The sequence below is a fragment of the Pedobacter sp. B4419 genome, assembly GCF_059693725.1.
The window spans coordinates 39,648-58,535 of record NZ_JCASSL010000002.1 but is presented as its reverse complement, the minus strand read 5'-3'; the positions used below and the strand labels follow the sequence as shown (position 1 = coordinate 58,535).

Sequence of the window (18,888 nt, the reverse complement as noted above, 5' to 3'; positions counted from 1 at the left end):
TTTTTCGAGAATAATTATCCCCAGATAGTAAATCTTGATTAAGCTCATCAAATATTACATGGCATTTTTTGTGCTATGCGCCTTGGCGTGCGAAGACAAAAAAAATGTTGATTCCACTAAAAATTCTATTGATTCGATCATTAGCCTTTCTTCGTGGACCTATGCAAATGATAAAGACAAGGAAAAGAGCATTCAAAAACTGGAGCATATCCTCAGAAACAATCCAAAATTAGATGCCAGTGCACGCTTTAAGATCTATGGCAACCTGTGCTCTTACTATTACCTGCATAAAAAAAACATGGCCAAAGCCCTCAATTATGCCGACAGCATGATTTTGGTGATCGAGAAATCAGATAACTACGAAAATTACATCAGGGAACTGGCATTGGGGTACTATTCTAAGGGAGATGTATTGTTTGCCATGGGGCGATATGACGATTCGTATAAAAACTATTATCGTGCAAAGCAGATCCTGGCCCTCAAAAAAGATGATTGTACAAGTAGCGACTACAGTTACCGAATGGGAATGGTTTTATACCGACAGGCCAAATATGCCGATGCAGCCTATTTCTTTAACCAAGGCTTTGAAGAATCGGAAAGTTGCGTACAAGACTTTTTTCAGATCTACAGGAAGCAGGAACTCCTTAATAACATCGCACTTTGCTATGCCAAGCGAAACCAAACAGATAGTGCGCTCCTTGCCTATAACAGGGCATTGGCCTACATCAATAAAAACGATACGTTAACCGAAAAGAAGAAGCTTTTTAGTGTGGCAAGGGGAGTAGTTTACGGAAATATTGGGGGCGAATATTTTAAAAAAGGCGATTACAAAAAAGCCGAAAAACTGCTCAAAAAGAGCATTGACATTAATGGGAGGCCTGGCTACGAAAATGCAGATGCCGCGTTGACCAAGATCAAACTGATTAAGCTCTACCTCAAAACCAACAGGAGACAAGAAGTCAAAAAGTTGTTGTACGAACTTCAAGTTAGCATTGGCCGTATCAATGCAGAGGAAGTAACCCGGGAATACCACCACCTCAATGCGCAATACCTAGATAAGATAGGGGAGAAAGCCCAAGCCTATGCGCAATTGTCGAGGTATGTAGCCATGACAGATTCGGTGCAGGACGAGTTGGATAAGCTAAGGGCAACAGACATTAGCGAACGCTTTAGGAATCTGGATAGCCAAAGCGAAATCAGCTACCTGAAACGAGAGAAGCAATTGCAGGGCATTTATTTGTATGTAACGGTGGTATTTTCTGTAATGGCCATCGTGATCATTATCCTGATCATTTCTTATTGGAAAAAATCGAGAAACAGCGTAAGCGAACTTACCAGTTTAAACAACGAAGTGCTGCTCCAAAAGCAGAAACTGGAAGAAGCCCTCATAGAACTCAAAACAAGCAATGCCACCAAAGACAATATCTTGCGTGCCGTAGCGCACGACCTGCGCAATCCTATTGCCGGTATCTCTACCCTTATCGAGCTGATTATGCTTGATAACAAAGACGAGATGGATAAGGAAAAGCATTTGCTGATTAAAGAAACCTGCGTAAATGCCCTCAAACTGATCAATGAATTGATAGAAGCTGCCGAAATCCAAAGTAAAAAACAGATCATAGATAAAAGAGAGCAAAGCAATTTAGTGGAACTCATTACCAATGCAATAGAGCTGTTGCAATTTAAGGCCAGCGAAAAGCAACAGGTTATCCATTTTCAGTGCGAGTTCAAAAACATTCCATTAAAGATCGATCAAGAAAAGATCATCAGAGTGATCAATAACCTCATCAGCAATGCCATCAAGTTCAGCGATGAAAAAACACGGATAGCGGTTGAGGTTCAATTGTCTGAAACAGAAGTGCTGGTTGAAGTAAAAGACCAGGGGCTGGGCATTCCGGAAAGTCTTAAGGATGAAGTTTTTCAATTGTTTACCAGTGCGAAGCGTCCAGGCACCAAAGGCGAAAAGTCATATGGTTTGGGATTGTCGATAGCCAGGCAGATTATCCAGGCCCATGAAGGCAAAATATGGTTCGAATCCAATATCGATGGCGGTACCACCTTCTATTTTTCGCTTCCTAATAGCTAAGGCTATAAATTAAATTAGTGTTCGATTTTTAGCTGTGAAAATCAACTAAAAAGCCTATCTTTGCCCATGCTAGAAAAAATCATCATACTCGATTTTGGTTCTCAGTTTACCCAGCTTATTGCACGTCGTGTTCGCGAACTAAATGTTTACTGTGAAATCCATCCCTTCAACCATCTTCCAGAGCTAGACTCTACTGTAAAAGGAATTATCCTTTCAGGCAGTCCTTATTCGGTTCGCCAAGAAGATGCGCCTTATGTAGACCTCAATTTATTCAAGGCCTATCCATTATTGGCAGTTTGCTACGGAGCGCAATTTATTGCACAGCAAAGCGGAGGCGATGTTCAAGCATCATCTACCAGAGAGTATGGCAGGGCCAACTTGAGCTTTGTAAATCAGGAGAACAAGTTGTTCAAAGGTGTAAACATCGATTCACAGGTATGGATGAGCCACGGCGATACCATTACCAGAGTGCCCGATAATTTCGAAATTATTGCCAGCACAGCCGAAGTAAAGGTAGCAGGCTACCATGTAAAAGATACCCAAACCTATGCCATCCAGTTCCACCCGGAAGTAACACATAGCACAGACGGGAAAATCCTATTGGAAAATTTCTTGGTAGATATTTGTGGTTGCGCCCAAGACTGGACTCCAGATGCATTTGTGGAAACAACCATCGAAACGCTGAAAAAACAATTGGGCAATGACAAAGTAGTATTGGGCTTGTCTGGCGGTGTAGATTCTAGCGTGGCTGCCATTTTATTGCATAAGGCAATTGGTGCCAACCTCCACTGTATTTTTGTAGACAACGGCTTGTTGCGCAAAGGCGAATTCGAAAGCGTTTTGGAGCAATACCAGCATATGGGCCTTAACATTAAAGGCATTGATGCCAAAGATCGTTTCTTGAGCCAATTGGCTGGTGTGAAAGATCCTGAGCAAAAACGCAAGATCATTGGCCGTGTATTTATCGAGGTTTTTGATGATGCTGCGCATGAAGTGAAAGATGTGACCTGGCTGGCACAAGGTACCATTTACCCAGATGTAATCGAATCTGTTTCGGTAAAAGGACCATCGGCAACCATTAAATCGCACCATAACGTAGGTGGCTTGCCAGATTTTATGAAGCTTAAAGTGGTAGAGCCACTCAATACCTTGTTTAAAGACGAAGTAAGAAGAGTAGGCAAAACCTTAGGCATAGAAGGCTTTATTTTGGGTCGTCACCCTTTCCCCGGTCCAGGTTTGGCCATTAGGATTTTGGGCGATGTAACCGCAGAAAAAGTGGCTATTTTGCAAGAAGCCGATGCCATTTACATCAATAATTTAAAAGAAGCCGGATTATACGACAATGTATGGCAGGCTGGCGCTATTTTCTTGCCTGTACAATCGGTAGGGGTAATGGGCGACGAGCGTACCTACGAAAACGTAATCTGCCTTCGTGCAGTAGAATCTGTTGATGGCATGACGGCCGACTGGTGCCATTTGCCTTATAATGTATTGGCTAAAATTTCGAACGAAATCATCAATAAGGTAAAAGGAATTAATCGCGTTGTTTATGATATCAGTTCGAAACCACCAGCAACTATTGAGTGGGAATAGGTTAAATTAACAGTTTTCAGTTAGCAGTTCTCGGTTTTTCCTGTCGGAATAGATAGGAAATTTTATCCTAATCAAACTTATGACCAAATACTTAAGACTGATTTGTGCGTTGTTTCTCCTGGCTGTAGTTGGTTGTTCGCCCAAGGTAAACAATACAGTTAAAAAGCCAACTACTGATCCAAAGGTGCCTAAAACGGAAAAGCCTGTAAAGAAATTTACACAGGGTGATATTGCCTTGCTCATTCCTTTCAAGCTGAATGAGGTAAATTTGAAAACGGCTACCAAAGCGCAATTGGATAGGTCTAATATGGCCATTGATTTTTATCAAGGGGTAAAGTTGGGGATTGACTCGGCTACTGCTTTGGGTCTCAATTTTAAGCTGAACGTATACGATACGCGAGATGACAATAGCCAATTGGCCAACCTGGTAAAAAAGGGAAGCTTAAAAGGCAGCAACCTGATTATCGGACCGGTTTTTCCGGAAGGCGTAAAGTATTTGTCTACTTACTCCATGACCAACGATTTGACCATGGTATCGCCTTTGGCCGCTTCTAAGCCCAGCGAATTTAATAACCCAAAACTGATTTCTATTGTGAACAATATTGATCAGCATGCTGGTAAAATAGCCGATTACATTGCCGATCATTACCAGGCCAATGCTAGCATCGTGGTATTGATCAATCCCAAGAAAACTGCTGACGAACAATTTGCGGCACCATTAAGGGCACGTTTTAAGGAAAAGTACCCTAACTATATTGTACAGGAATTTACATCGGCCTATGCCTTCGAAACAAGGATGATCAAAGGCAAAAAATATGCTGTGGTGATCTGTTCTTCAGAATTGGCTTTTGTAGCGCCTAGCGTCGACAAATTGGCTAAGCTTAAAAACTTGAGGACTGGCGGCTATGACCTTAACCTTTTTGGCCATCCGAATTGGGCCAAGCAGAATTACAATATAGAGCAGCTGCAAAACCTCAATACCATTATCAGTTCTTCCTACTACATCGATTATAAAAGTGCGGCTACAGTGAATTTCATTAAAAAGTACCGTGCCGAATTTAATTTTGAACCTAGCGAATACTCTTTTAAAGGTTTCGATATCGGGTTTTACTTTGCAAAGCTCTTGGCCAAACATGGCGAAGACTACCTGGATTACCTGGTTAAAGAAAAATACAAGGGGCTGCATAATAGTTTCGAGTTTGAATATAACCCACAGTATGGTTATGTGAATAAAGATTTGATGTTAGTACAGTTCAAAAACCTTAACTTAATTGTGGTAGATTAATCCGCATAAATGAGAGTAGAACATCAGATCAGAGCCTTTGAACAATTATTAGACAGTTATGATGGCGTATTGCCATTGCACCGTTATTTGTTTGCCTATTTTAAGCAGAATAAACAAATGGGCTCTTCAGATAGGCGATGGGCAACTCGCTACATCTACAGCTATTTCAGGTTGGGAAAAGCCTTGGGCAAATTGAAGACCATTGAAAGATTGGCAATTGCCGATTTTCTTTGCAACGATACGCCAAGCCTCATCAGTACCAGCCAATTGCCTGAACTCGAAAATTCATTTTCGCTTCCGGTGGCAGACAAGATTTCAATTATTCAAAAGGCTTATCCTGCATTTAAACTTTCGGATGTTTTTGTTTTTGCGCAAGAGCTGTCTAAAAATATTGACCAACACGCTTTTGATGCCTCGTTTTTTGTGCAGCCCGATTTGTTTATCCGAGTTAAGGAAACACATATCCAAGCTGTTATTAATCAATTAAAAGCTCAGGATGTAATAGCAAGAGTTGTAAGCCCAACAACCTTAGCTTTGCCTAATGGCACTAAATTGGAACAGCTAATCAGCGATCAGCGTCTCTATCAGGTACAAGACCTTTCATCGCAGCAAACAGGGGATTATTTTGAACCCCAAGCTGGCGATTATTGGTGGGACTGCTGTGCGGCATCTGGCGGAAAATCATTATTGCTGCATAGCCTAGAACCGCAGATTGAGCTTTTGGTAAGTGATGTGCGGGCAACCAGCCTGGGCAATTTGCAGGAACGTTTTCAATTGGCCGGAATTAAGAAATACCACCAAAAAGTGATCGATCTGCTCCAGAACAACGATCAGGTATTGCACCATTACGAATTCGATGGCATTTTGGTTGATGCGCCATGTTCGGGCTCAGGCACTTGGGACCGTACGCCAGAAATGCTCTGCTTTTTTGAAAACTATAAAGTAGAAAATTACAATAAACTACAAAAGACAATTGCCGGAAGCGTGGTAAAATATCTTAAAAAAGGCAAACCGCTTATCTACATGACCTGTTCTGTGTTCAAGGCTGAAAATGAAGATATGGTTGAATACCTGACCAAAAACTTCGACCTCAAACTTGAAAAAATGGAATTGATTAAAGGTTATGAACACAAAGCCGACAGCATGTTTGTTGCCAGATTGATCAAGACATAAAATTTAAGCTTTAGTTGATCCCCTTTTTATTTGCGGTTTTATCAAGATGTTATTTATTATTCTATAATTTGGATTACTCAACCAAAATATAGTTAATTAAAGGATGCTTATAAAGATGATATGAAGATGCAAAATCACCTAGCCAAAAATATAATGCTCTTAGTGCTATTATGTGCCAACATGGTAGTTAATGCTCAATCTTCAGTAGATTTAAGGTCCTATAAAAAAACGGATCTACTGTTAGCATTGATCAAAAAAAAATAACGATTAATTGGCCAGCGGGTAAAGCCGGAAACGGAAAAATGATCCTTGATCTTGATAGAGCTAAACCTTTATTTAAGAGTATTCAGCTCCAAAAAGCGAAAGTTTTCAAAGAAATCGCTTCAAACCTAGATCCCGTATTTGTGTTAAGAGTGGGAAAAAGAACATTGAGCCCTTCGAGCGGAGGTTGGGATGTTTTTTTTGACAGAGTGCCAACTAGGCCATATACCACAAGCCTTATTGGCTTTGACAAATTAAAAACCAAAGTATTTACGTCAGGCTCGCAAACCATTGTTCAGATTTCTGAAATGAACGCTACCCCATTTAGCGGTTACTTAGAAATTACGATGTACAATGGTAGCCCATTATTTAATGTTGCGGCCGTGATGACTACTAAAAATGATTCAACAGCCATCCTATATGATGCTGGACTTGTTAATCAGCAGCAGCTATGGGAAAACATTGGATGGGCAGATGTGCATGATAAAATGCAAATAGAAAAAGCTTCAATAAATGACAACAGTGAAAATTTAGAGGTTAAATATCGGACGGTAATAGGCGAAAGCAAAGTAGGAAGCCTTGCAGTTTTTCCGGCACCACATCAATATTTTTATCCCTTGGATGAAGCCTTTAACCTTAAGTTTACTTGGCGAGGAAAAAATTACTTATCTCTTATTCCAGGTTATGGGATAGGAATACGCCAAGATCCAATGGGAGACAAACGTTATGTGCCATGGTTTAATGCACCTCCGCAAACCAAACAGCGTTTAAACTTTTTCTGCTTGCTAAGTACCAATAAAGCAGATTTGACATTGATGGAGGTGAAAAAGTATACGCATGGAGACGCTTATGTGCCAATTCCAGGCTATAAAACAATGGCAACTCATTTTCATAATGAATTTATATCAGATGTAGTATTAAAAGGCAAACCTATTCCAGAACGTCCGGAGTTTGTTGAGGTGTTAAAAAAAGCAGGACTTGATATTGTAAAGCTTGCAGAATTTCATGGGCCTGGGCATCCAAAAGGACCAGATACTATCCGTCTTAAAGAGTTAAAAGCTTTATTTGATCAATCTAAAAGACTTTCTGATTCTACATTTCTTTTGCTTCCTGGAGAAGAAGCCAATAATTTTTACGGTGGCCATTGGCTGGCTTTCTTTCCGAAACCAATTTACTGGGTAATGTCTAGAGACAAAGAAACCCCATTCGTAACCACTGATCTACAATATGGTAAAGTTTACCATGTTGGTAGTAAGGAAGAAATGCTCAAATTACTTGAAGATGAAAAAGGCTTGGCTTGGACTGCTCATGCCAGAACAAAGGCTTCCACAGGTTATCCTGATAAATATAAAGACGAAGATTTTTTTAAATCAAAAACCTTTTTAGGTGCGGCTTGGAAGCCCATACCAGCAGATCTTTCCTTGCCTACACTCAGCAAGCGCGTGCTTAACCTAATGGATGATATGGCAAACTGGGGCCTAAGAAAACATGTAATTTCTGAAGCCGATATTTTTACTATTACCCACCAGAATGAAATGTATGCGCATTTGAATGTAAATTACCTGCAAATGGATAAGCTGCCAGTTTATGATAAAGGTTGGAAGCCTGTGCTGGATGCAATTAGCAATGGGAAATTTTTCGTTTCGACAGGAGAAGTTTTAATTCCTTCTTTTAATATAAATGGAAAAGGTGCCGGAGAGACACTGAAACTTAAAAAAAGGAAAAAACAACAGTTAGAATGACACTTGATTGGACCTTTCCGCTAAATTTTGTTGAGATCGTATCTGGTGATGGTCATAAAGTTTATCGTCATCGAATTAACTTAAACCAGACACAGTCTTTCGGTAAGCAGTCTTTTAGCTGGCCCGTAAATCTCGCAAACAGAAAATGGGTTAGGGTAGAAGTATGGGATATTGCTGCCAATGGGGCATTTACACAGATGATTTGGCTTAATTAAATTACCAGTGTAACTCATTTAAGGATGTGTTTGTAGCTCGGCTAATTAAGCAATAGTGTTAGTGGCTATGCTTTCGGCCAAAGAGCTTATCTTTCAAATGCCTGATGGCTTCGAAGATAACGGCAAGAACGCCGATAATCACTGTAAATTGCTCAAAATTGTTCATTTCAGTGGTACTTGATTTACTCTTTGACTAATATAATCAAAAAAGGTTACATTTTTACCTTTGATTTTATCATCAACTGAAAGTTTATCAAAAAGATTGCTTCATGCCTCGCAATGACGGGTCTTCGATTTCGGACGCCTGACTAAAGACTTCCAACTAAGTCTACAATCCTGTATTTGTCCTAAACAACTTAATCGCAATAGCCAAAAGAATAATCCCGAAAGCCTTTCTTAATATGTTCAGGCCTGTTTTGCCGAATAGCTTTTCTAGGCGATTGGTGTTCTTCAGCACAAAATAAACGAAGAGCATGTTCAGGATAATGCCCACAATGATGTTTTGGGTAGCGTATTCGGTTTTGAGCGACAGAAGGGTGGTCATGGTTCCGGCACCGGCAATTAACGGAAAGGCCAGCGGTACGATAGAAACCGTATCTGGAGATTCTTCTTTAAACAAGGTAAGGCCCAAGACCATTTCCATGGCCAGGGCAAAGATTACAAAAGAGCCCGCAATAGCAAATGATTCTACATCTACCCCAATTACGTTAAGCAAGGTTTTGCCAGCGAATAAAAAGATAATCATTAAAGCTGTGGCCACGATTGCTGCCTTTTCAGATTGGATGTGGCCAGCTTTCTTTCGCAACTCGATAATGATCGGAATGGAACCCAAAATATCGATAATGGCAAAAAGAACCATCGTGGTAGAAAGGATTTGGCTGAAGTCGAATTGCATGGCGGTAATGATTTTGTAACAAAGTTAAGGCTTTATGTGAGAATATAAGGTAAACTTTATAACAACAAAAAAGCCTTCCGATTTAAAATCGGAAGGCTTTTTATAGCTCATTCTAAATAATTATCCTTTAGGACCTATTTTAGGCTGAACATTATTTACAGTAGTTAATCTATAAATATAAATGAGTACATGCAATACCGCAAAGGCTAACGAGAAGTAGTACAAGCCTACATCTGCAGTAGCTGTAGCATCAACTGCCATTGCCTCTAACGACAAGTGGTGGTGCAAGATGGCTACAATGATGAGCATAATGGCTAATGCCAAACCTACGTAAGAAACGGTTCTGCTGCTCTTCATCATGGTTGCTTTCACATTATCAGATAGCAAACTGTTTTTGATACCGTAGAACAAGTACACATTGATACCGATAATCATCCATACCAATAAACGTACCCAAGTATCAAGTGGCAAGAATACCATCATGCCCAAACATACGGCTACACCTAAGATAGGAACCAAAGGAACCAAAGGCACTTTGAATGCTCTTGGCAAGTCTGGCATGCGTTTTCTTAAGATCATGATACCGATACACACCAAGATAAAGGCGAAAAGTGTTCCGATACTGGTCATTTCGCCTACTACACGAGCAGGAACGAAAGCCGCGAACAAACTCACAAATACCATGAACAACAAGTTGCTTTTTGCAGGAGTGCTGAATTTAGGGTGTACGCTAGAGAATACTTTTGGCAATAAACCATCTTTACTCATCGAGAAGAATACCCTCGATTGGCCCATCAACATCACCAGGATTACTGAAGCATAACCACCCAAGATAGCTAGGATAATCGCTTTGTTTAACCAAGGATAAGCAGGAGCAACAACACCAGCTGCATTTTTAACGCCCATGTTATCGATCGCTACGGCAACCGGAGCAATACCGTCTTGACCTTTAAACAACTCATAATTGGCTACACCTGTCATTACGTGTGCAAACAAGATATAAAGGATAGTACAGATGAACAAGGATACCAAGATACCGATAGGCATATCTTTCTTAGGGTTTTTCGCTTCTTGAGCTGCAGTGGAAACCGCATCAAAACCAATATAGGCGAAGAATACGATACCAGCTGCCCTAATGATACCTGAGATACCATATTCGCCAAATTTGCCAGTATTGTTAGGGATATAAGGAGTGAAGTTTTCTGTGTTGATGTATTTCCATCCCAAGAAGATGAAAATCATTACGATAACTACTTTAACGGCAACAATTATACCATTGATCACGGCTGATTCTTTAGTTCCTTTGATCAAGATTAAAGACATCAATACCACAATAAATACCGCAGGCAAGTTGATTACGCCAGATACGATTGAACCATCCGCCAAAGTTGCGGTATCAAATGGCGACATTACCATCTGCGCGGGCAGGTGTATGTCGAAATACTGCAGGAATTTGACTAGGTAACGGCTCCAGCTGATCGATACGGTAGCTGCACCAACGGCGTATTCCAATACCAAATCCCAGCCAATGATCCAAGCGATAAACTCGCCCATGGTAGCATAAGAATAGGTGTAGGCACTACCTGCAACCGGAATCATTGATGCAAATTCTGCATAACACAAACCGGCAAAGGCACAACCAATGGCTGCAATAATAAATGAAATGGTAATCGCCGGACCTGCATTGTTTGCAGCTGCAGAACCAGTGATTGAGAACAGACCAGCACCGATAATGGCACCAATACCCAAAGCAACCAGGTTTACTGGTCCCAGGGTCCGCTTCAGCGTGCCTTCTCCACTTTCTTCTGCTTCTTTTGTAAGTAAGTCGATTGACTTTCTAAAATTCATAGTTTAAGTTTAGTTAAAGTGTTTCAATAAGTTTTTCAGTTTATTACAAGGTTCAAACCTAAATAAAAATAATGTAAAAATAAAGGGGATTTTTCTTCAAAACCCCCTTTAATGGTAATATTAATGATGTGTAGTGGTATCTACACTATTTTTTATCGTGTCTAGCTTTTCGTTGCCTAGCGAATCTACGCTCTTTCTCACTTCGATCTGCTTAATCACTTCTGTATGCGGTGCATCGTTTGTACTGCTTACCGCAATGTAAGGTGCAATTACCAAGGAAACGATAGACATCAGCTTGATCAAAATGTTCATTGACGGACCTGAAGTATCTTTGAATGGATCACCCACGGTATCACCAGTTACAGAAGCCTTGTGCGGTTCTGATTTTTTATAGTGCATTTCGCCATTGATCTCTACACCTTTTTCGAAAGATTTTTTGGCATTGTCCCATGCGCCACCTGCGTTAGATTGGAAAATACCCATTAAAACGCCAGATACGGTAACACCGGCCAACAAACCACCCAATACCTCTGGGCCAAATATGAAACCTACAATTACCGGAGTAATCAAGGCAATACCACCTGGCAATAACATCTCGCGGATAGAAGCCTTGGTAGAAATAGCCACACACTTTTCGTATTCTGGTTTGGCTTTATATTCCATAATGCCAGGAATTTCGCGAAACTGGCGACGAACTTCTTGTACCATGTCCATGGCTGCTTTACCAACCGCTTGGATACATAAGGCGGAGAAGATAAAAGGAATCATACCGCCCACAAACAGACCTGCCAATACTGGAGCCTTGTAAATATCGATAGCAGTGATGCCTGCAATACCCACAAAGGCAGCAAATAGAGCCAATGAAGTTAGCGCGGCAGAAGCAATGGCAAAACCTTTTCCAGTAGCAGCAGTTGTATTGCCTACCGCATCCAAGTTATCTGTACGCTCGCGTACTTCTGGAGGTAATTGGCTCATTTCGGCAATACCACCGGCGTTGTCGGCAATAGGGCCGAAAGCATCAATAGCCAACTGCATCGCTGTTGTAGCCATCATACCTGCGGCAGCAATCGCTACACCATATAAGCCAGCAAAATGATAAGAAGCCATGATACCGCCAGCCAAAACCAAAATTGGAATTACAGTTGATTTCATACCTACTGATAAACCACCAATAATATTAGTCGCATGACCAGTTGAAGACTGTTGAATGATTGAATTTACTGGTCCTTTGCCCATCGCGGTATAATATTCGGTTACAACACTCATAATTGTGCCTACCACTAAACCAACCAAAATGGAGTAAAATACGTTGATGCTCGAAAATTCATAACCACGTAAAGACATGGTAGCAGGCAACATCCATTTTACGATAAAGAATGAGGCTATCGCCGTAATCACAATCGAAGACCAGTTGCCCAGGTTTAATGCGTTCTGAACATTAGATTTTTCGTCTTTAATGGTAACGAACCAAGTTCCGATGATCGAGAAGATAATACCCAATCCGCAAATTACCATTGGCAATAAGATTGGAGACATCCCACCGAAAGAATCTGTTCTGGCATCAATTTCTTGTCCCAAAACCATGGTAGCCAAAATAGTAGCCACATAAGAACCGAACAAGTCGGCGCCCATACCGGCTACGTCACCTACGTTATCACCTACGTTGTCGGCAATGGTGGCAGGGTTACGCACGTCATCCTCAGGAATACCTGCTTCAACTTTACCTACCAAATCGGCACCCACATCGGCAGCCTTAGTATAAATACCGCCACCTACGCGTGCAAACAAGGCGATCGATTCGGCACCTAAAGAGAAACCTGTCAACACCTCGATGGCTGTTTTCATGTTTACAACACTTACGCCATCAGATCCAATTACGTTAAAGTGCGAAAGGAAAATAATAAACAATCCACCTAAGCCCAGTATAGCCAAACCAGCTACGCCCAAACCCATTACGGTACCGCCTGTAAAACTCACTTTTAACGCTTGTTTCAAACTGGTTCTAGCGGCTTGTGTTGTACGAACGTTTGCTTTTGTTGCAGCCTTCATACCGATATAGCCTGCAGTTGCAGAAAAAACAGCACCTACCAAAAAGGAAATCGAAATGATCCAGCTTGAATGGATGGGTTTTCCATTAATTTCATGTACAGTACCCGAATAGGCCAATAAAGCAGCGGCAAAAACGGCAAAAATGCTCAATACCTTCCATTCAGCTTTTAAAAATGCCATGGCACCATCGGCAATATAGCCTGCAAGTTCTTTCATGTTGGCATCGCCAGCATCTTGTTTGTTCACCCAGGCGCTTTTAATGGCCATCACCAAGATGCCTATTACGCCAAGGAGTGGAATAGCATAGATTAAATTGTTTTGTAAAAAATCCATAGTTTAATTTATATTTTGGTTGTTTAGTTGTGAACCTTTAGCTTCCATCTGACATAAAAAATAAAATGTAGCCAGATGAAATAAAAATAATACAAGGGATGCAAAAATAATCGTGTTTAGCTAATAACCAAATTTTTATGAAAATGATTGTCAACATTTTCCGATTACTACTTATCAGCCGAGTTGGCCATTGCCCGCGCCCATTTGTTTTATGTCTTTTTTATATATATTAGCCCAATATAAGCTAAACTTAAACCAAAACAAACTAAAACTGAACATGGAAATCCAAAAAGAAGAAGGCGCCTTTAAGCGCGAACTCGGGCTATTCGACGGCACAATGCTTGTAGTGGGCTCGATGATAGGCTCAGGTATATTTATTGTAAGCTCTGAAATGACCAGATATGTTGGTTCTACAGGCTGGCTGATTTTAATCTGGGTGCTTACAGCTTTGGTAACCATGATCGCCGCGGTAAGCTATGGCGAATTAAGCGCCATGTTTCCAAAAGCAGGCGGACAGTACGTTTACCTCAAAGAAGCCTACAATAAACTGATCGCCTTTTTATATGGCTGGAGCTTCTTTGCAGTGATCCAAACCGGAACCATTGCAGCAGTGGGAGTAGCCTTTTCCAAATTTGCGGCCTACCTTATTCCGTCTTTTAGCGATCAAAATATTTTGTACGAAATTGGTTCGTTTAAGTTAAACGCTGCACAACTGGTTTCGATAGTAACCATTGTCTTGTTAACTTTTATCAATAGCAGGGGCGTTAAGAATGGGAAGATGCTGCAGACCTTCTTAACCATTATCAAGATCCTTTCTCTGTTCGGACTGATCATATTTGGATTAAGCTTGGCTGCCAAGGCTGAAGTATGGAATGCCAACTGGACCAATGCCTGGGATTCTAAAAAATTCGTCATGGAAACCGGTTCTTGGGTTAATATTGGTGGCAGTGCGCTGTTTGCCGGTATTGTATCGGCCATGGTGGGTTCTTTGTTTAGCAGCGATGCCTGGAACGGAGTAACCTTTATTGCCGGAGAGATCAAAAATCCACAACGCAACGTGGGCTTGAGCTTGTTCTTGGGTACTTTAATTGTAAGCGTAATTTATATTTTGGCCAATATCATGTATGTGGCTGTTGTGCCTCTCGATGAAATTGCGCATGCACCATCAGACCGCGTAGCCATTGTGGCCGCCCAATATATTTTCGGTGATATCGGAACAAAGATTATCGCCATTATGATCATGATTTCTACTTTCGCTTGTAACAACGGTTTGATCATGGCTGGAGCCAGGGTATATTACACCATGGCCAAAGACGGTCTGTTCTTTAAAAAAGCAAGCAACCTTAACCGTTTCGATGTGCCTGAGTGGGCACTTTGGGCACAATGTATTTGGACCTCGGCTTTGTGTTTGACCGGAAAATACGGTGATTTATTAGATTTTGTGATCATCATTGTACTGATATTTTATATCCTGACCATTTTGGGGATCTTCATTTTAAGAAAAAAAATGCCAAATGCAGAACGTCCCTATAAGGCTTTTGGCTATCCGGTACTGCCTTTCTTGTATGTAATCATCGCTTCGGCCATTTCTATAGGATTATTGATCACCAAAACCAGCACTTGTGGCTGGGGTGTACTCATCATGCTGGTGGGTATTCCGGTATATTATTTCACCAAGCCTAAAGAGTAGTATAGCATTGGAAGTTTGGAGTAGAAAATGAGTTTCTGCTCTGAACTTCTTCTTTCAAAACAGCAAAGACTCAACGTCTTTTTTGAAAAGCAGGGACAATTCAGCTCTTTAACGTTAGCACCTGCTATCCTTCCAAGTCCTCGCCTCGTGCCTTGGCTCCGGGCTTTCCATCCTATCAGGTTTAGGAGAGAACGGATCTGCTACTATGTTCTTTGCGCTAGCCCAAGTCAAATAGCCCGGATTGGTACGGCATCCTTTTTTGTCGTTCGTGGCAAAAAAGATATAGCGGAAAGCCGGACTGCCTTTGATCTGTTGCAAGAAAATTGCGCTTCAATATGCTCAAGCCCACATTCACTACTCCATACGCATTACGTACTACGCAATACGCAATACGCTCTACTCCATACGCAATACGCAATACCCAATACTCAATCCGCACTACGCCACACTCAAAACTATTCCGTACCTTTGCAGTCCAATGGGAACAGCATTAGATTTAGGATTCAAAAGCTATAACAATTACGGTACTCACCTCAAGGAAAAGTACGAGGGACAACGTGTATTCAAAGTAATCGTTGATGGGGGTTTTACCTGTCCCAACCGCGACGGCAGCAAAGGCTTTGGCGGCTGTACCTATTGCAATGTTGATTCCTTTACTCCAGAGCTTTCCAGAAAACTGCCCACCATTAGAGAGCAGGTAGAGCAGGGGATAGAAAGAGCAAAGAATTTTTATCGCGCAGATAAAGTAATCATCTATTTTCAGCCCAATACCAATACCTATGCGCCAACGCATTACCTTAAAATGATGTACGACGAGGCACTGTCGGTAAATACCACAGACGTAGTTGGCTTTGCCGTAGGCACCAGACCAGATTGTATTGATGCCGAGAAAATCAAGCTGCTCGAAAGCTATACCGATAGATATGATGTAGATTTAGAAATGGGCATGGAATCCATTTACGATGAAACATTAAACCAGATCAACAGGGGCTGCAGCCACCAAGAGTTCGTTGATGCGATCAGCCTGGTTCAAAACAGCAAGCTCAACCTTTGCGTGCATACCATTTTTGGCTTCCCTTGGGAAACCCGCGAAATGATGAAAGGCTATATCGATGAGATCAACCGTTTCCCGCAGATCAAGTTCATCAAATTTCACCACCTGCATATTGTAGAAGGCTCTATCATGGGCGTAAAGTACAAACGCGATCCTTTTAAGCTTTTTTCTTTAGAAGAATACACCGATTTGTTGTGCGAATTCATACCTTTATTAAGACCTGATGTAGTGATACAGCGTCTTTTTGGTATTTCGGACTGGGACTTGTTGATTGCACCAAACTGGGGCCTGAACAAATCTGCCATTCAAACCTACATGGATAAGGAAATCGAGCGTAGGGGAGTGGTGCAAGGTTCGAAATTCAGCGCATAAGCTACAACTAAAAACATCTTAACCTATTTAAAATGAAGATAAAATTTTTTATCGCGCTACTGCTATGCGTTAAACTGGCCAGTGCGCAACAAGTTCCCTACGCTATTATTCCCAAGCCTTTAAAAATGAGCAGTGTTCCCGGAAGTTTCCTGTGGAGCAGTTCGACAAAGATTACATCAGCAAATGCGGAATTTGCGCCTGCGCTTAACGAATTAAAGGCCATTTCCAACACTGTAAAAATAAAAGGTGCACAGGCCAATTCAATTGTCATTAGCAAGGATGCTTCGATTACAGCAACAGAAGGCTATAAATTGTCAATTAGTCCTAATCGAATAGAAATAAAGGTAGCTGGTTTGCCAGGAGCTTTTTGGGCCATTTCCAGCTTGAAACAATTGCTTGGCGAACAGGCATTGCGTACCAGCGATAAAATTTTGAAGGTGCCTTGCGCTGTGGTAGAAGATCAGCCCCGCTTTGTCTGGCGTGGAATGCACCTCGATGTTTCACGACACTTCTTCGATTTAGCCTACCTACGCAAAATGATCGATCGAATGGCCTATTATAAATTCAATAAATTTCATTTACACCTTACCGACGACCAGGGCTGGCGTATTGAAATCAAAAAATACCCTGAGCTAACCGCTAAGGGAGCTTGGAGAACCTTAAATAACCAGGACTCCTCTTGTTTGGAACTGGCCAAATCAAACCCAGATTTTGCATTGCCCGAAAAACATTTCAAAATCATTGAAGGCAAAAGAATGTATGGCGGTTTCTATACGCAGGAAGAAATGCGGGCACTCATTGCCTACGCTTCAAATAAGGGGATAGAAATCATTCCAGAAATTGATATGCCCGGACACATGATGGCGGCTACCCAGCTTATGCCTTGGCTTACCTCGCAAGGCAAAAGTGGTTTTGGCAAAAACTTTACCGAACCCCTTTGTCCGTGTAAAGAAACCACTTTCGAATTTGCAGAAAATGTATTCTCAGAAATAGCGGCCTTGTTTCCGAGCCAATATATCCATTTGGGTGCCGATGAGGTAGAAAAAGAAAGCTGGAAGCATTTGCCGGCATGCGAAGAACTGATGAAAAGAGAAGGACTAAAAAGCGTGGATGAGCTACAGAGCTATTTTGTGCGCAGAATGGAGAAGTTTTTCAATAGCAAAGGCAAAAAACTGATTGGCTGGGATGAGATTCTAGACGGAGGAGTATCTCCAACCGCTACAGTGATGTATTGGCGTTCTTGGGTTAAAGATGCACCCAAAATTGCGGCAGCCAAAGGAAACCGATTGATCATGACGCCTTCGGGCTTTTGCTATTTCGATTACAAGCAAGACGATGAAACCGTAAAAGCCTTGTATGGATTTGATCCTTTGGCCTATGGGCTCAATTCCAAAGAGCAGGAAAACGTAATCGGCGTTCAGGCCAATGTCTGGACAGAGTATATTCCTACGGAGAAAAGACTGGAATACATGATTTTTCCGAGGATGCTGGCTTTGGCAGAAGTAGGCTGGGGCACGGCTAACGGCGATTGGACAAATTTTGATGGTCGCTTGAAGGCCCATACCCGCCTAATGGATGCGATGAACATCAATTACAGGATGCCTGATATTTCTGGTTTTATCGAAAAGAGCGTATTTGTTGATAGTGCCTACCTGTTTGTGAAAAAGCCTTTTGCCGATATGGCAGTTCATTATACTACAGATGGTACAGCGCCAAGCAAATTTTCGAAGATATTGCCGGCAAAGCTTTGGGTGAAGAATTCTACCCAATTTAAAATCGCTGGTTTTAGCAAAAGCGGAAATCGTGGAGATGTGTATACGGTTGATTATGAAAAGCAAAGCTATTTAAAGCCAGAAAAACTGAACAACCTCCAAAAAGGACTGCGTTTTTATTATTACCCACTGTTTTACAAGACCACAAAAGATATCAACGAAAAAGACCTGGCGGCAGAAAAGGTGACCAAATCCGTTGAGATCCCTGTTGATCAAACTGCGCCTAGTTTTGCTACGCGCCACGTTGGCTATTTTTATGCACCAGAAACAGGTATTTATTCCTTTGCGCTACGCTCTGATGATGGCAGTGTATTAAAAATCGCGAATAAAATATTGGTAGATAACGATGGCATGCATTCTTCCGTTGAAAAGTCTGCTCAAATTGCTTTAGAAAAAGGCTATCACCCCTTGGAGCTCCTGTTTATTGAAGGTGGTGGAGGCTATACGCTAAAGCTACAGTGTAAAACGCCAAGCGGCAAATTGGAAGAGATCAATCCAGCGCTATTGTTTCATTGATATA

11 protein-coding genes are annotated in these 18,888 nt (G+C 41.5%); 8 read left to right on the top strand and 3 right to left on the bottom strand.

The genetic code is table 11. The features are described 5' to 3' along the window. Nucleotides 1–34: 34 nt before the first annotated feature. The 5 genes from AC570H_RS11845 to AC570H_RS11825 all read left to right on the top strand — a co-directional run bounded on the left by AC570H_RS11845 (nt 35) and on the right by AC570H_RS11825 (nt 8,140). Nucleotides 35–2,086, top strand: coding sequence for a tetratricopeptide repeat-containing sensor histidine kinase (locus AC570H_RS11845; RefSeq protein ID WP_497355028.1), 2,052 nt, complete (start codon nt 35–37; stop codon nt 2,084–2,086). A 66-nt stretch (nt 2,087–2,152) separates the two neighbouring features. Further along, the gene (guaA, locus tag AC570H_RS11840; protein WP_497355026.1) at nt 2,153–3,679 is read left to right on the top strand and encodes a glutamine-hydrolyzing GMP synthase; all 1,527 of its coding nucleotides are present in this window, start codon (nt 2,153–2,155) and stop codon (nt 3,677–3,679) included. A 79-nt stretch (nt 3,680–3,758) separates the two neighbouring features. Then, nucleotides 3,759–4,964, top strand: coding sequence for an ABC transporter substrate-binding protein (locus tag AC570H_RS11835; protein ID WP_497355024.1), 1,206 nt, complete (start codon nt 3,759–3,761; stop codon nt 4,962–4,964). Nucleotides 4,965–4,973: 9 nt separating this feature from the next. Next, nucleotides 4,974–6,137 (top strand): RsmB/NOP family class I SAM-dependent RNA methyltransferase, encoded by a 1,164-nt coding sequence (locus tag AC570H_RS11830; RefSeq protein ID WP_497355022.1) that lies wholly within the window; start codon nt 4,974–4,976, stop codon nt 6,135–6,137. A gap of 302 nt (nt 6,138–6,439) precedes the next feature. Continuing rightward, nucleotides 6,440–8,140, top strand: a complete 1,701-nt coding sequence (locus AC570H_RS11825) for a CehA/McbA family metallohydrolase domain-containing protein (protein WP_497355020.1) — start codon at nt 6,440–6,442, stop codon at nt 8,138–8,140. Nucleotides 8,141–8,683: 543 nt separating this feature from the next. Here AC570H_RS11825 and AC570H_RS11820 read toward each other — a convergent pair. The 3 genes from AC570H_RS11820 to AC570H_RS11810 form a co-directional block, all read right to left on the bottom strand. After that, complete coding sequence (locus AC570H_RS11820) at nt 8,684–9,250, bottom strand: MarC family protein (protein ID WP_497355018.1); 567 nt, start codon at nt 9,248–9,250, stop codon at nt 8,684–8,686. A 120-nt stretch (nt 9,251–9,370) separates the two neighbouring features. Beyond that, nucleotides 9,371–11,098 carry an amino acid permease gene (locus AC570H_RS11815; RefSeq protein WP_497355016.1) on the bottom strand — a complete coding sequence of 576 codons (1,728 nt, stop codon included), beginning with the start codon at nt 11,096–11,098 and terminating at the stop codon, nt 9,371–9,373. A gap of 120 nt (nt 11,099–11,218) precedes the next feature. Beyond that, on the bottom strand, nt 11,219–13,480 hold the full coding sequence (locus AC570H_RS11810) for a sodium-translocating pyrophosphatase (protein ID WP_497355014.1): 2,262 nt from the start codon (nt 13,478–13,480) through the stop codon (nt 11,219–11,221). Between the two features lie 277 nt (nt 13,481–13,757). Here AC570H_RS11810 and AC570H_RS11805 point away from each other — a divergent pair, with 277 nt between their 5' ends. The 3 genes from AC570H_RS11805 to AC570H_RS11795 all read left to right on the top strand — a co-directional run bounded on the left by AC570H_RS11805 (nt 13,758) and on the right by AC570H_RS11795 (nt 18,884). Then, the gene (locus AC570H_RS11805; protein WP_497355012.1) at nt 13,758–15,170 is read left to right on the top strand and encodes an APC family permease; all 1,413 of its coding nucleotides are present in this window, start codon (nt 13,758–13,760) and stop codon (nt 15,168–15,170) included. Between the two features lie 478 nt (nt 15,171–15,648). Further along, nucleotides 15,649–16,596 carry a tRNA modification radical SAM protein MnmL/YtqA gene (gene mnmL, locus AC570H_RS11800; RefSeq protein ID WP_497355010.1) on the top strand — a complete coding sequence of 316 codons (948 nt, stop codon included), beginning with the start codon at nt 15,649–15,651 and terminating at the stop codon, nt 16,594–16,596. 32 nt (nt 16,597–16,628) lie between these two features. Then, entirely contained in the window at nt 16,629–18,884 is a 2,256-nt protein-coding gene (locus AC570H_RS11795; RefSeq protein WP_497355008.1) for a family 20 glycosylhydrolase, read from the top strand. The last annotated feature ends 4 nt before the right edge of the window (nt 18,885–18,888 follow it).